16 protein-coding genes and 1 tRNA gene are annotated in these 15,199 nt (G+C 46.5%); all 17 read right to left on the reverse strand.

Annotation, left to right across the window (positions count from 1 at the left end):
- Nucleotides 1–321: 321 nt before the first annotated feature.
- The 17 genes from G3M70_16745 to G3M70_16825 all read right to left on the reverse strand — a co-directional run bounded on the left by G3M70_16745 (nt 322) and on the right by G3M70_16825 (nt 15,199).
- Nucleotides 322–1,053: a hypothetical protein gene (locus tag G3M70_16745; GenBank protein ID QPJ63431.1), complete on the reverse strand. Its 732-nt coding sequence runs from the start codon at nt 1,051–1,053 to the stop codon at nt 322–324.
- Between the two features lie 32 nt (nt 1,054–1,085).
- Nucleotides 1,086–1,844 (reverse strand): formylglycine-generating enzyme family protein, encoded by a 759-nt coding sequence (locus G3M70_16750; protein QPJ63432.1) that lies wholly within the window; start codon nt 1,842–1,844, stop codon nt 1,086–1,088.
- Nucleotides 1,845–1,880: 36 nt separating this feature from the next.
- Entirely contained in the window at nt 1,881–2,765 is an 885-nt protein-coding gene (gene metF, locus G3M70_16755) for a methylenetetrahydrofolate reductase [NAD(P)H] (protein QPJ63433.1), read from the reverse strand.
- Between the two features lie 81 nt (nt 2,766–2,846).
- A complete protein-coding gene (locus G3M70_16760; protein ID QPJ63434.1) occupies nt 2,847–3,344 on the reverse strand; it encodes a restriction endonuclease in 498 nt (165 codons plus the stop codon).
- Nucleotides 3,345–3,527: a hypothetical protein gene (locus tag G3M70_16765; protein QPJ63435.1), complete on the reverse strand. Its 183-nt coding sequence runs from the start codon at nt 3,525–3,527 to the stop codon at nt 3,345–3,347.
- 84 nt (nt 3,528–3,611) lie between these two features.
- Nucleotides 3,612–6,326: a c-type cytochrome gene (locus G3M70_16770; protein QPJ63436.1), complete on the reverse strand. Its 2,715-nt coding sequence runs from the start codon at nt 6,324–6,326 to the stop codon at nt 3,612–3,614.
- 13 nt (nt 6,327–6,339) lie between these two features.
- Entirely contained in the window at nt 6,340–7,092 is a 753-nt protein-coding gene (locus G3M70_16775) for a cytochrome C (protein ID QPJ63437.1), read from the reverse strand.
- A gap of 46 nt (nt 7,093–7,138) precedes the next feature.
- Entirely contained in the window at nt 7,139–7,930 is a 792-nt protein-coding gene (locus G3M70_16780) for a DUF4405 domain-containing protein (GenBank protein QPJ63438.1), read from the reverse strand.
- Nucleotides 7,931–8,023: 93 nt separating this feature from the next.
- The gene (locus tag G3M70_16785) at nt 8,024–8,605 is read right to left on the reverse strand and encodes a Rieske 2Fe-2S domain-containing protein (protein QPJ63439.1); all 582 of its coding nucleotides are present in this window, start codon (nt 8,603–8,605) and stop codon (nt 8,024–8,026) included.
- 146 nt (nt 8,606–8,751) lie between these two features.
- Nucleotides 8,752–10,092, reverse strand: coding sequence for an NAD(P)/FAD-dependent oxidoreductase (locus tag G3M70_16790; protein ID QPJ63440.1), 1,341 nt, complete (start codon nt 10,090–10,092; stop codon nt 8,752–8,754).
- Between the two features lie 55 nt (nt 10,093–10,147).
- Complete coding sequence (locus tag G3M70_16795) at nt 10,148–10,501, reverse strand: hypothetical protein (protein ID QPJ63441.1); 354 nt, start codon at nt 10,499–10,501, stop codon at nt 10,148–10,150.
- A 311-nt stretch (nt 10,502–10,812) separates the two neighbouring features.
- Nucleotides 10,813–11,940: an SDR family NAD(P)-dependent oxidoreductase gene (locus G3M70_16800; GenBank protein QPJ63442.1), complete on the reverse strand. Its 1,128-nt coding sequence runs from the start codon at nt 11,938–11,940 to the stop codon at nt 10,813–10,815.
- 164 nt (nt 11,941–12,104) lie between these two features.
- Nucleotides 12,105–12,189: transfer RNA gene (locus tag G3M70_16805), tRNA-Leu, on the reverse strand.
- Nucleotides 12,190–12,200: 11 nt separating this feature from the next.
- Entirely contained in the window at nt 12,201–12,509 is a 309-nt protein-coding gene (gene secG / locus G3M70_16810; GenBank protein ID QPJ63443.1) for a preprotein translocase subunit SecG, read from the reverse strand.
- A gap of 21 nt (nt 12,510–12,530) precedes the next feature.
- A complete protein-coding gene (locus G3M70_16815; GenBank protein QPJ63444.1) occupies nt 12,531–13,286 on the reverse strand; it encodes a triose-phosphate isomerase in 756 nt (251 codons plus the stop codon).
- Between the two features lie 23 nt (nt 13,287–13,309).
- Nucleotides 13,310–14,329, reverse strand: coding sequence for a type I glyceraldehyde-3-phosphate dehydrogenase (gap, locus tag G3M70_16820; protein QPJ63860.1), 1,020 nt, complete (start codon nt 14,327–14,329; stop codon nt 13,310–13,312).
- 114 nt (nt 14,330–14,443) lie between these two features.
- Nucleotides 14,444–15,199, reverse strand: a complete 756-nt coding sequence (locus G3M70_16825) for a pyridoxine 5'-phosphate synthase (protein QPJ63445.1) — start codon at nt 15,197–15,199, stop codon at nt 14,444–14,446.

Raw genomic sequence — 15,199 nt, forward strand, 5'->3', positions numbered from 1 at the left:
CCCCCAGCGCGACAGGAGCCCGGGAATTCCAAGTTTTTCCAATCTTTTAAATCACCTTTTCCTGATTTAATGGAAAGCCTACAATCAAAAATTATCCTTAGTTGTTCTTCGTTAATTTCTACAGACAGGTGAACTTATGCAGACAAAAAGTTTTCAAGGAATGGTCATGTTGGCGGGAGTGTTTGTAACAGCAGCTGTCATGCTCGGCTTTTTTGCAAGCATCGGCATTTGGGCAGCAGTGTCTTTCCTAAAGTTATTTGGAATAGAAACTCTGGCGCCTTGCGGTTAATTCTGAAAAAGAGCTGACCTGGGGGAACCGCATCAGGTCATTCTGAGTGTTTTCAGTTTAGGAAGTGAGGGTGATTGCGCGATCGCTTCGGCCCCCTTTTCCCCGATGAAGGTATCAAACATCATCAAGGTTTCTATATTGGTCAGAGTCTTTGTCCCTGCCAAAGCCAGAGCCGCATCTATCCTGATTATATTCCGGGCCAGATTCAAGTGCTTTAGTTTTTTAAGTACCTTGGATTTTGCCAGCGTTTTAATGCTTTTGTCCGACAATTCCGTCCGATACAAATTTAATTTTCGAACATGCATGAATCCCGGATTGAGTGCCAGGGCCTGAACACATTCGTCCCCAGTCTGGTTATCCTGCAGAATAAAAACCTGAACCTTTTTAAACGGGGCCGTCCCAAGCGCTTTTCCACCGTCTTCCCCGATATGATTAAAGCGTGCATCAAAATGGACCAGTTGAGGCAGGAACGCCGCTTTCGATAGTGAGATCGCTCCCTGGTCTCCAAGGTTGTTTTCACCAATATACAAGCGCTTTAATTTGGTTAAACGGGTACATGCCGCAAGTGCAGGCATCGACCTGTGGGTCAGGTGATTACGTGAAATATCCAGGTTCTCAACTTCTTCCAGACGGTCGATATGGACTAGAGCCTCAAGCCCCTCATCTCCGATAAATTTATTTTTCATTTCCAGAGAATCAACAGAATCATTCAGTTGTTCATCCACCAACCGTTTAATATATTCGAGCTTTGATTTTTCCGTCATAAGGATTCAAATGAACAGGGTCGTTAATAACTTCATTTCCTTTGAGGCCCAAGGCTTATGGCGCAGCGAAACCCGATGTCGCTGTAGCTTCGCGAAAAAGGATAGCTCCAGTCGCGGTATCCGACCTTCATCCCGTTCGGATGGTCAGACCAGGCACCACCCCGACGTACCTTCATCACTCCGCTTCGAGGGCCACGTGGATTGTACATCACTTCCCTGAAATAATACTGAGGTGAATACCAATCAGCAACCCATTCCCAAAGATTGCCAGCCATATCGAACACACCATATTTGTTCGGAGGGTAACTTCCCACTTTTGCTGCACCTACTTTCAATTTCTTTTTACCATGAGCCAATCCCTTCCCCGGATCAAATTCTTTTCCCCAGGGAAACTCGCATCCGGTTTTTCCCCCTGCCGCCTTCTCCCACTGGGCTTCACTGGGAAGCGCCTTCCCCACCAGGTGGCAGTAATCTGCAGCTTCATACCAGGTGACCTTGGCTACAGGACAACGCTCGCACCGTGATAATCTGCTTCGTCGTAGTTTATGATCCGGCATTACCTCTTCAAAGCGTTGATTGGTGACCTCAAACTTATCAATCAGGAAGGGGTCCAAATATACCGTGTGCCGTGGTGCCCCATGCTCCGGCCCCAGCTGATCGCATCCTCGCTCGAAATTCCCGGCTGGAATGAGAACCATGTCATGGGTCATTTCCCTGTATGGGTTAGGGAACTTCGGGTCTTCCTCCGCCCATACGTTGTTACTTCCCAAAAAAACCAGGGAAATAATCATCAGGAGAAGGGACATCGCCTTGTATGTTAAAAGTGGTTATTCAGGAGAAGGGAACGTGGTGTGATTCAATCCTTCAAGAATCTGTCGAGTGGCGTTGGAGCGATTTAAAGTATAAAAATGAATGCCCGGTGTCCCGTTGGCCAGCAATTCTTCGCATTGTTCCAATGCATGGGAAACACCAATAGCTTTTATAGCGTCAGGATTGTCCTTTTCTTTTTCCAGCCTACTTAGCAGTGGGCCTGGAATCGTGGCACCACACATTTTGGTGAACCGCAAAATCTGTTTATAGCTTTGGATAGGCATTATCCCAGCAATTACCGGGACATGGATACCTCTCGATTGTAAACTATCCATAAACTCAAAAAAGAACCGGTTATCAAAAAATAACTGGGTCACTATGAACTCACCACCCGCATCGATTTTTCGCTTAAGGTTATCCAGATCGGTGGTCAGGTCGGAGCATTCAATATGTTTTTCCGGGTACCCGGCAACTCCAATACTAAAGTCAAAATTCTGGTTTGCAAATTCAACCAGTTCGTTTGCAAAACCAAAGCCATCCTGCGGTTTTACAAATTCCGTCTCTCCCTTGGGGGGGTCACCTCTCAAGGCAAGAACGTTTCGCACTCCACTTTTTTTAAGTGACCCCAGAATATCGTGAATTTCATCACGCGTGCTGCCCACACAAGTGAGATGGGCCATGCTCTCAAGGCCAATTTCACACTTAATTCTTGCGACCAGGTCCAGGGTTTTAGCCCGGGTACTGCCGCCTGCTCCGTAAGTAACCGAAACATAAGCTGGGTTATGGGGCTTGAGTTCGTTTATTGTATTGAACAGTTGATCAAATCCAGCTTCGTCCTTGGGTGGAAAAAATTCGAAAGAAAATGCGGGATTGACTTTTTTTAACAGCTCACTTATTTTCATGCTGTTCAGTATAACATATAGAGGGGCTTATTTAATCAATAACTTGCAGGATTATAGGACTTGCCGGGAACCTGAAAAAAATCAGTATATCTCGAAACGCTTGAGGTAATCCAGGAAGGCCACCACATTGACCAACTCAACCTGATCCTCTTCAGAAGCCGCCTGAATAGCCTCTTCCGTAAAGTAACCTGTGGTAATAATAATCCCTCTATGGGCTCCTTCTCCCTTTACCGTATCAAGAAAACCCTTAACGGTCATCATATCGACAGTTCGGTTATGGGGTTCAAAAACACAGAGAGCTAGATACTTCCCTCCAACGACAGGAGTCTCGTCATACATATCGATCTCAAGTTCGCGGTCGTTGGCCCAGATAGAATGGCGATATTCGAGATTGAATTTTGCCAGGAAATCAAGGCACTTGTCTCGAAACTCTGCGCGGTCGAGTAAATAGGCAGGCTTGTCTTCAGGGTTACTCCAGACGACCTGTTCCTGTGGGGGTGGGGGGGAATAGTTTTTAAGAAGAAAAATGAAGACAAGCCCCAACAGGATGGCTCCCATTGGGATGAGGAAAATTTCCACTTACTTGATCATCTCGTCATAAACCTTGTCTTTTTTACCCTCGTGGATGAGCTTGTCGTGTTTGATCATTTGACGGAGAGCAATCCAGAAAAAGAAAGCCACAACGAACAGCATCGCACCAATCGGCATGTTATCCGGCTTCATGGCAATGAGAATAAAGTTTTCTAAGCCTGAGAGTTCCATAGTCTTTAACCTTTTATTTAGGCTTTAAGTGATTATACAAACCTTCTGTATCTGACCGCAACCCGGCATTCGGGCAGCCAGGTTTTATTCCTCGTCATCCTCTTCTTCATCATCACCCTCTTCATCGTCCCCTTCCTCATCCTCCTCGTCCTCTTCACTGGCAACGAGGTTTTGCTCGAAGTCGATTTCCGGGTTGTTATAGGATACGATAAAATCACTGATGTGTTCCACTGCCGTGTCCACATTTCCCCCATCCACAGTACTTAACTCTCTATATTTGGTGGGAATTGTGTAGGCATCCCCCTCTTTTGGCCAATGACTCGGCATTGGAGTCCATGGAATCATGTTCCTTGTATCTTTCAACCAATCGCCAATCCAGTCATGTCTGAGACGCTGGGCCGCAATGGAAAAGTCAATGCCTTTGTTGCCTTCATCATGACAGCGGCCACAATCCATGTAATTTACAATTTTGACGCCGGTGTCAATTGACTCTTTGCTTTTTGCAAGATGAACTCCCTTTTCATAGGTACTGGCTTCAGGCGCCATCAGGTTAAAGTAAGCCGTCAAGTCCCGGGCTTCCTCATCCGTTAATGCAAACTTGGGCATTTTGACCTTGACCCAGGTACGAACCGGAATAGGCTTCTTCAGGAAAGAATAGATCCAGGAACCTTTGATTCTTTCACCCACCTGATAAGTGTCCGAAATAAGAGGAGGGGGATATTGTGATTTTGCTTTCAGGTATTTCTGGATTTCGCCACCCTTACCTTCAACAACATGGCAACCGCGACAATTAAATCGTTCAATGAGCCGCCTTCCTCGTTCAATCGTCAACTCATCCTGAGAGTAGGTTCTCTGATAACCCTGAGGAATATTGGCTCCATTAAACCCCTTGAGAAGAACCATAAGGGATTCAATTTCCTCTTCCGAGAGATGGAAGTTAGGCATTTTATCGAGGACACGGTCGGTCCTGAAAGCTGACGGATTCTGAAGCTTCGTGTGCGTCCAGGATTCCCAGTTGTGTGGGATATGAGTATTATCACCAAACTCCAAACCACGCGTCTGCTTGACTCCAAAAGAGGACAGCTCTGGAGCAATTCGCCCCTCTTTTTCCATACCGTGAATATCATGGCAAGCGAAACAACCACGTCGCCTCACTATGACTTCACCCTCAGCAATATTCTTCGGATCCTTAAGCTTTGCCAACAGGCCAGGAATCTTTTTTGTCTTGGCATCTTTCAGCAGGAATGCCGCAATATGTTGAGCCTGAGCTGGAGTGATGCTAAGGTCCGGCATCTTACTCTTCATATTGTAATCGTGCGGGTTGGATATCCAGCTTACCAACCAATCAGGATCGACTTTCTTTCCTATATTGGTCAGATTTGGTGCATGGTGTTCACCTTCACCATTGGTTGAATGGCAAGCCTGGCAGCCGACACTCTTGAATAATTTCTCACCTTTAGCGGAATCACCGCCTTTGTATTTTTCACCGTTTTTAAAGTCCTTTTCCGACTGGTCCCATAGATAAGCTGAAACTTTCAGAGCATGGTCATCGCTCAGATAAAAGTCAGGCATTCGGGTTTCAGGAAGATAGTCGCGAGGACTCTTGACCCACCGATACAACCAACCTGGGTCCACTTTTGATTTGATGCGGAAAAGACTTGGACCAACTTTGGGCAAACCTTCAAACCCTTCGGCTAAATGACACCCGTGGCAACCCAGTTTAATAAAGTTGCGCTTGCCTTTTGAGAGAATAGGGGCTCCCTCAAGATCAACCACTTCAGCGTGGCAATTTTGACAGTTAGCCTCCATCAAAGCGCCACGCAAGATGGGTTCATTATAACCAAGGGATTGGTCCATCTCATGGTGCGAACCGTGCGCATCTTCAGCAGGCGCGGTGGCAGTTCCCTGTCCTTTGTGACACCAGGTACAACCTGTCACCGTCGGATCATGTTTGCCAATTAAAATTTCACGTTTGGGGTGAGTTTTGATCGGGTTTGCCCAATCCTTATAATGAGGGTCATTGTAAGAAATATGGCAGGTTTGACAGCGATCGACCTTGTAAGTGATTTCAGCAAAATTATTTCTCAAAGCGCCCGGGATAACGGTTTGCAGAATTTCAGCAGGACGCCACAGGAGATTGAAGGGCCTGTAATAATCCATCTTCCCTTCAATAATATTTTTATCGTTTGTTAGCTTAGCGAGCTCTTTTTCCAGGTCTTCTTTTTTGCCCTTATAGTTCATCAAAGCAGCTTCGGCCTCATCACGAAGCTTCTCTTTTTCCTTAATTACAGGATCCCATTCTTTAATTCTTTTTTCCGACTCATGGACTTTGGCAAGAGCAACCTCAAAGTTCTTACCCTCATGCTCCGCCTTTTTATAATAGTAGTAATATTCATCCAGTCGGCTTTTTTCAAATTTTTGCCCGACCAGAGCATCTTCATATTTAGCCTGAGCATCGAAAGCCGCATCAGCCAGCTCCTGATATTCCGATGAACTGCTCAGCTTATCTTCTTCAGCCTGAATTTGCCTCAGCAGCTCTGCATCTTTTCCGGAAATCTTGCCGTTGACCTTACTATATTCTTCTACAGCACGATTATACTGCTCCTCAAAATACATCTCCTGAAATTCTTTAAAACCACGACGCGCGTATTCATCATCCCAAAATGCCCAAAGCGTGACGAACAACATCGCCCCGGAACAAAGGAAAAAGAAAAAGCTATACGAAGTATGCTCGTCGAATTCCCCATCCTTATAAGGTGGAGGAGTTGGCTCTTCTGGTGTTTTCTCAGGTGCGGACATGAATTCCAGTAGGTCAGATATTAAACCAGGGGGTTACCCAAACGTACTTGATGTTAAAGCCCAGGCGTAAAACAATTTTGATCACAATTCCAATCATGATCAAAATCAACTGAATTTTTATTATCATGCGCAAAAAACCAACACTTGCCATGGCTTTGCGCTCCATAAACATATACACAGCTGTACCCACAGCAAAATAGCCAATGATAATTATACCCCCGACTATTGTCTGCGAACTATAGGATCGGAAACCAAGCGCATAGGGTAGATCGACGTTGGTCAGAGCCACCACTTTGTGAGCATCCCAGTATTGCCAGGGCATAAAAAGGTTCCAACCAGGACCACGCAGGAAGACACCCATGATAATCAACGCAATCCATAGGACCAGAAAACCGAAGCAGTAAATCCAGATCGCAGCTTTTCGCTCTGTATATGTATAGTAACCATTCCCCTTTGGGTTCACATCAAGATAGGGAATAAGCATTAACCCCACGATAATTAAAACAGGCGCAACAACACCAGCAAACCATGGGTCGAAATAAACCAGAATGTCCTGCAATCCTAGAAAGTACCACGGCGCCTTAGATGGATTGGGAGTTTTGGTGGGATTGGCGGCTTCTTCTAATGGAGCATCAATGACAATCGACCAGACTATGAGGAATACTGCAACAATGATTGCGCAGAGGAATTCCAGGCGAACAAGATAAGGCCAGACATGGACCTTTTCAGGAACAGCCTCTGTTGCTTTCTTAGATGGTGCTGCCATTGATTAAAACTCCAGCCCCTGAAAAGGGGCCATTCTAGAATTTATTTTAAAGAGGACCGGAAATTCCGCCGTCCTTACGAATTCGCCAAAAGTGGACGATCATCAGCGCCCCTGCCACAAGGGGTATGAAGATACAGTGAAGCACGTAGAACCTGAGCAAGGCCGGCGGCCCTACCAGACTCCCTCCAAGCAACGCGGATCTGGCATCGTACCTTGGCGAGACCCCGAACACATACTCCTGGAACGGGCCCTCCGAACCGAGGAACGGTGTCGCGCGGGCCATATTGGTCCCAACGGTAACCGCCCACATAGCAAGCTGATCCCATGGCAGCAGATAACCTGTAAAACTCAGCAACAGGGTGAACGTAACCAGAAAAACCCCAATAACCCAGTTGAACTCTCGAGGAGGCTTGTACGACCCTGTTAGAAACACCCTGAACATATGCAGCCATACGGTAATGACCATCGAGTGCGCTGCCCATCGATGCATATTACGAACAACCATGCCAAATGGAACGTCATACTGGAGGTACTTCATGTCGAAATAGGCGTATTCACCAACCGGGCGATAGTAAAACATGAGAATAACACCCGTTACCACAGTGGACAGGAAAAGCAAAAATGTGATGCCACCCATGCACCAAGTGAACTTCACACGAAGTGCGTGCCGGTGAATTTTTACGGGATGCAGATGCAGCCAGACATTACTGGCAATTTGCAGAACGCGGTTTCGCGGAGTGTCTGCATATCCATGACGGAACGTAGACGTCCAGATCTGTGACTCTGTGACCTGCTTGGAAACCTCGTCAACGATTTTTCCGGATTTGATGGATTCCATCAATTCCTTCATATCGGGAATTGGCGGTTTATTGCCCAATGTATTAACCCTCCAATATGGACCCAAAAAAAGTAGCCTGCGGTCCCTGGTCTGTTATGCCATTAAAAAAGAACCTGGTTTACCCCATTCCCCTTTTTCAAAGAGAAACTTTTTACTTTTATCAACGACAATCTGGCCATCAGCACCCACTTCGACTTTCAGCCGTTCCAAAGGTCGAGGTGCCGGGCCTTCAAAGTTAGTTCCGTCCATGGTGAAACCACTACCATGACAAGGACATTTATATTTTCTTTCAGAGCGAAGCCAGAGTGGTGTACACCCCAGATGCGTGCATCGAGCAAAAATAGCGTACAACTGGGACTCTTCCCGAACAATCCAGACGCGCTGGTCCTTCACCCACTTGGTACTGACCTCTCCTACCGTGTAGTCGCCTGGTTTTCCCGCTTTAAATTTTGGAGAAGGCTCAAAAAGGACTCGAGGAAAGAGAAGTCTCAGAAAATACAGGGAGGACAACCCCAGACTGGCAGTAAACATTGCCCAACCACTGTAAGAGAAGAAATCCCTTCGGGACCATAATGTATCAACGGCCGCCTTTGTATCCTTCTTTTTTGCGGCAGGTGCCGCAGGCTTGACCGGCTTTTTAGGAGCCGGCTTTTTCACTTCTGTACTTTCCGCCATGAAACCCTTATTTCCAAAGAGGTTAAAGAGTTGATCCCGGTTAAAATAAAAGAGACCGGAAAAGCCCTTTAAGCTTTTAAGTGATGCGTTTTAGCATAATTAAAAACCCGAGTCAAGGACAAGATAATCCCATAAAAAACCTTGATTTATCGCTCCTGATTCAGCTTGCTGAGACAGTCAATTGCGGCCTCATGCAGAGGCGCAAATGGACCTCCCCAGGAAGCCTGTAATTGGGTAAAATCGCGAGGTGTCATCCCCTTCCTGACCCCCATTTGGATCATGGAAACCATTTCAGCTGAAAATGCTCCTGCGGCCTGCCCTCCGACAATTTCGCGACGATCCCGATCAGCAACAATTTTACAGAAGGACTCCCCTGTATCAAGGGGAAAATCATGGTCTTTTTTCCAGCCAATACTACGACCTTCTACTCCTCGAAAACCAAAATGATGGGCGTTCCCCCCAAAGCACCCGACACTGGCTACCGTCTGGGACAAACGAACCACATCCGGTATCCATTCCGGGTGAAAACTCCTTTTTTTCCCAAGGGCATTCGCAGCAGCCACCCTCCCCTCTTCCTGAGACCTATAGGGGTTTCGCACATGTCCTGTAACACTTCCAGCGGCAAACAGGTTTCCAAGGGTCGTTTTCATTTTTTCATCGACAAGAATTTCTCCGTTACCCCCCAGGTCCGGCACACTCTCTGGGTAAAAAATATTTGAAAGGTCAACCTTACGGTTTCCACAAACCAATAATTTATTGACCGTAAATTTAATGCCGCCGTCCAGGGTAATAGCAAGACCTTCAGAGTTTTTAAAAATTGATTTGATTGTTTTTTTTAACAGTAGCTTTACTTTTGACCGTTTCATTCCCTTCTCAAGAAACGCAATCAACTCTGGATCAAACCCATCCAGCATTTCGGTTGATTCATGAGTAAAGAACACTTTCACTCCCAGCCGACGAAGCAACTCTGCCCATGCAAGGCTTTCCAGATTGCTTCCTGCTATGAGCAGGCTCGATGGCAATTCATCCAGAGCCCAAAGAGCTTCACTCTCAAATATCAGGTCTGGCTCAAAAGGAAAAGAAGGCAATGGACATACCGCAGACCCAGTGGCCACAAGGACATTCTCGCAATGATGTTCAATGGGCTCCCCATCATCAGTCACAACCACCCGGTTTGCATTAATCACTTGAGCATGCCCTCTTAAGGACTTCACCCCCAGTCGTTTTAGTTCCTCCTGCCACAGGCTGGATCTGTCATTTGAAATTTCCTGGGCTCTTTGTTTGATCTCTGACCAGGGTGGTAAAACATCCCCCGATGCGCCATTGTTCATTTCTTCCAGAAGAATTTCAGGCCCTTTGAACACGCTATGCCCACCTGGTTTTCCAGGGTCAATGATTAAAACCCTGGCCCCCTGGGACCCGGCATACTGGGCTGCAGAAAGACCCGCAATACCGCTACCCAGAATGATAAGTTCATATGGTTTCATTAAATTAATTCACCCCTTAAAATAAGTAACAACTTTTCATCCTAGCCCATCTATTTCAAATATTGAAAGCCGCAACAATTACCAGCATGACAAGGCCGACAGAAGCCAAAATAGCATGAAGAGTTTCGTGCACCCGCCGCGTCAAAGGAACAACCAAAAGAAAATACACAAAAGCAAAAATTATGAGAACATCCAGACCTTTTTCCTGATAAGACAGGATCATGAAAACAACATACGACAACATTACCATTAGATAAACTAAACGATGCGTCCAATATAAACGCTTGCGTTTATCTTTTGGAAGCATGGTAACCCCGACCATAATATTTCCAATGACCAACAGAATGGTGATTAGAAGAAGCAGGAATCCGGGCTGACCAAACAGGTCCCCTAGAGTTTGTGGCTGCATGTTGCTACCGGAAAAATTATTGAACCAGAAAAAGGAACTTTTATTCCATTAAAACCAAGGCCATGGTCCCAGCTTGAAACGCCTTTTAGTTGTGATGTATCATAAATTGCTATGACGAATGAAGAAGAAAAAATTAAATCGGAAGATTTGGCTGAAAAAGACAAAAAGAAAGACGAGGAAAAGTCCGCACCAAAAAAACCGGCAAAAAAACCCTGGGAGCTCGCCCCACGAACGGGCCAGCGTCATGCCAATCCTTTTCAAAGAAAAACAAAATAACTTTTACAAAAACATAATCCAGTCAAACAATATTTCTAAACAACCAGGCCCTTTTTGATCAATGTTTTGTGGGCATCTCCCACTTTAGATGACGCCTCCTGCTCCCGTCCCCACTCAACGAGATCACGCAACCCCTCTTCAAGACTGATTTCAGGTTCAAATCCCAATTCCTGGATCTTCGAAATGTCAGCATAACAATCCCGTATATCGCCTGCCCGGAATTTGTTAATGATTTCCGGTTCAAGATCTTTTTCGTAAAGCCGGATAAGTGTACGCGCCAGTTTAACGATTGAATTGGGCCGACCCGTGCCAATATTAAAAACTCGATAGGGCGAATCCTGATGTTCGAGTAAAAGTATCTTGCCCCGTACCAGATCCTTAATATGAATAAAATCTCGTTTCTGACGACCATCCTCATAAATCAAAGGAACCTGGTCATTTTTTATGGCTGATGAAAATATGGCCGCGGCACCGGTATATGGATTATTCAAGCTTTGACGGGGACCGTAACAATTAAAATATCGGCAGGCCACCGTTGGTATCTGGTACGCATCGCCCAACATCAGGGAATACTCTTCCTGATCCTTCTTCGATTGAGCATAAACCGATTGACAGTTCAGCGGTTTATTTTCATTTGTCGGGAGTGAAACTGCTTTTTGGCCGCAGTGTGTGCAGGACATGGCCCATTGTCCGGACTCCAATTGATCGGGCCACCTGGAAAACGGCATAAAGGGTCCGTGATCCGGACAAAGATAAAGCCCTTCTCCATATAAACTCATGGAACTTGCAACCAAAACCCGCTCTACCTTATGACTGGTGTTGACGAGAATATCCCAAAGGATCGAGGTTCCTAGAACATTGGTCTTTACGTAGCGTTCGACTTCATACATCGACTGCCCGACACCAACCTCAGCAGCATCGTGAATTACAATATCTTTTCCAGTGAGCGCTTTTTGAAGTTCACTCCGGTCACATACATCTCCTTTGATAAACTCTGCATCGGGGTTGAGGTATTCAGGCTTACTTGCATTCGAACCATGAACCTGGGGGCACAGGTTGTCGTAAACCGTCACCTCATACCCTTTTTCCAGCAAGGCATCCACCGTATGAGAGCCGATAAACCCGGCACCACCTGTGACCAGAACTTTTTGACGCGTCTTCATGCTTTACCTGCAAATAATCAGTAAAAACAACTGTATTTATTAACGAAAGGCAAGGAAGTAAGCTTTAGAAAAAATACGGAAAGACTGATTAAGGAGTGTCGACGAAAACTGAAGGACCTGGAATTGGAAACAAGCTGACCTTTTTCTATTGCTCCACTGCGAGGTGGTGCCGACGGGGAGAGTCGAACTCCCACGGGTTGCCCCATACGCCCCTCAAGCGCACGTGTCTACCAGTTCCACCACGTCGGCAATAGGTCTAATTATTCGCTTTGTTTTGAATCCTCGGACTCAGGAGAAGCGGTCGTTTCTTCAACCTGCTTTATGACAGAATCCGATTCCTGGGTCCGGGACAAGGTTGCCAGGGTAAGAGAGGTGATCATAAACAATGCTGCCGCCCCTGCCGTCAACTTGGACAGAAAGTTGCCTGACCCACTGCTACCGAACATGGTCTGGCTGGAACCCGCTCCAAAAGCGGCTCCCATGGATGCACCCTTGCCCTGCTGCAAAAGCACGACAAGAATTAAAAATAACGCAGCAATGATATGCAATACGGTGATCAGGGTGATCATAGTCCCAATTTTAGTTAAAGGTTACTGAACGCTTTGAATAATAGCACAAAACGATTGCGGGTCCAAACTTGCCGAACCCACCAGAAGTCCGTCAATTTCATCCCTGGCAAGCAAATCTGAGGCATTATCAGGCTTTGCACTGCCCCCATATAAGATCCGGATAGTTTCTGAAATAGCCGGGCTAAAACGGGAGGCTACCCATTGACGAACCGTGCGGTGGACTTCCTCTGCCTGCTCCGGCGTGGCGTTCAAATCAGTCCCGATGGCCCAGACCGGTTCATAAGCGATTATCAAACTCTTACACTGGTCTTTTGAAAATTCCTTGAGCCCTTCTTCGAGTTGATGGTGAATCACCTCTTCTGTTTTTCCGGCTTGCCGTTGGTCACCCGTTTCTCCAATACAAAAAACCACATCCAGTCCAGCCACAACGCCCGCCTTGATCTTTTTGCAAATCAACTCATCGCTCTCGCCAAACACATGGCGCCTTTCTGAATGTCCTACAATCACAGCCTGACAACCACAATCCTTAAGCATGTCTGCGGAAACCTCACCTGTATACGCGCCCTTTTTTTCAAAGAACAGGTTTTGCGCCGCCATTTGGACCGGGTATCCTGAAAGCCTTTCACCAACAGGGAATAACGATGGGAAAGAAGGAGTCAGCAAAATATCAGCCAAGGGTTTTTCTGGTAATGCGGAAAGAAAAACATTAAGAAAATCAAGTGAATCGGAAACGGTATGATGCATCTTCCAGTTGCCGGCGATCAATTTTTTTCTCATAAGGCTCGCATGTCGAAAACTGATCAGATACCTTTTTTAATAATAAACTTCAAAAGGTCGCGGGTCCGGGTGGAATAGCCCCATTCGTTGTCATACCAGGCAAGTACCTTGATCATATTATTACCAAGGACTTTGGTCGAGGGACCATCGACAATTGAAGAATCCTCCGCCCCATTGAAATCAACCGAAACAAGAGGATGTGTTTCCAGTCGGAGAATACCTTTCAGCTCGTTTTCCTGCGCCTCCTGAAATATTGCATTGACCTCTTCTGCTGTAGTGTCCTTGTCGATTTCAGCAACAAGATCAATCAGTGAAACGTTGGGAGTCGGTACTCGAATCGCCATGCCATCCAATTTCCCCTTAAGTTCTGGAAGAACCAGGGAAACGGCCTTTGCCGCTCCCGTTGTTGTTGGAATCATAGAAAGTGATGCAGCCCGGGCACGTCGCAGGTCTTTATGTGGTAAATCCAGAATACGTTGATCGTTAGTGTAGGAGTGAATGGTTGTCATCAATCCTTTACGAATTCCCAGTTTCTCATTGAGCACTTTGGCCACCGGTGCAAGGCAATTTGTTGTGCAGGAAGCATTGGAGACGATTTTATGATCTCCTGCCTTGTACTCCTGATCGTTAACACCTAGAACCAGAGTGACATCAGGGTCTGTTGCAGGTGCGGAAATAATCACACGTTTTGCACCGGCTTCCAGATGCTTGCTGGCATCTGGCCTTTTGGTGAAAAGGCCGGTGGATTCGATCACAACCTCGACACCCATTTCCTTCCAGGGACATTGGGCCGGGTCCTTTACAGCTGTGATTTTAATCCTGCGGCCATCAATGACCAGATCATTGCCTTCAGCAGATACTTCTGCGGAATTGACTCCCTGTACGGAGTCATACTTGTAAAGGTGGGCCAGGGTTTCTGCATCGGTCAGGTCATTTATCGCGACCACTTCTGCAAGTTCCCCACACTCTTGATCTTTTAATATGAGTTTTAAAACATTACGGCCGATACGACCAAAACCATTGATGGCCACTTTTACAGGCATCATTTCCTCCCAAAAACCTGAATTATTAAAACAAAAAACCGTTGTAATTAAACTTTATGCGCTACCCCGCCTACGGGGGAAAGGGTAGATTATGGCAGGTCCGGTGTCATTCCGTCAATATGCCCTGATAGATGCCGGGTCCCGCTGCGCTACCCCCCTCCCAATGGCAGCCTGCATGTTTCGCACAGCCTGCTCCATTCCAATAAATATCGAACGGGATACCAGGTGGTGACCGATATTCAGTTCTTCAATTTCGGGGATCGCTGCGATGGGTTCGACGTTATCCACTTTCAGACCATGTCCCGCAAATACCCGCAGTCCCTGGTCACGTGCATGCCTCGCACCGTCTACAATCTTTTTCAATTCGGATTTCATATCCTGTTCGTTTTCACACTCGCTGTATGGCCCGGTGTTGATTTCTATACTGCGTGCCCCTGCTCTGTAGGCGGCATCAATTTGTTTGAAATCGGGATCCACAAACAGGCTGAACAGGATCCCGGCATCAACCATTTTCATTCGGACATCGTCAAGATGTTTTTCTTGAGCAACCACATTCAAACCACCTTCAGTTGTGATCTCCTGCCGTTTTTCCGGAACTAATGAAACCTGATAGGGACGCAGGTTTTGTGCAATCCCGATCATCTCATCTACTGCCGCCATCTCCAGATTAAGTGGTCCCTTAATCGTCTGCTTTATACGCTCAAGATCATGGTCCTGGATATGACGTCGGTCTTCACGCAGGTGAACCGTTATGCCATGCACCCCAGCCTTTTCCGCAACAAGAGCCGCCTCCATTGGATCCGGTTCATAGGTCTGCCGGGCTTGTCTCAAAGTAGCCACGTGGTCGACGTTGACATACAATCGAATCAT

Source organism: Candidatus Nitronauta litoralis (assembly GCA_015698285.1).
GTDB classification, from domain to species: Bacteria; Nitrospinota; Nitrospinia; order Nitrospinales; family Nitrospinaceae; genus Nitronauta; species Nitronauta litoralis.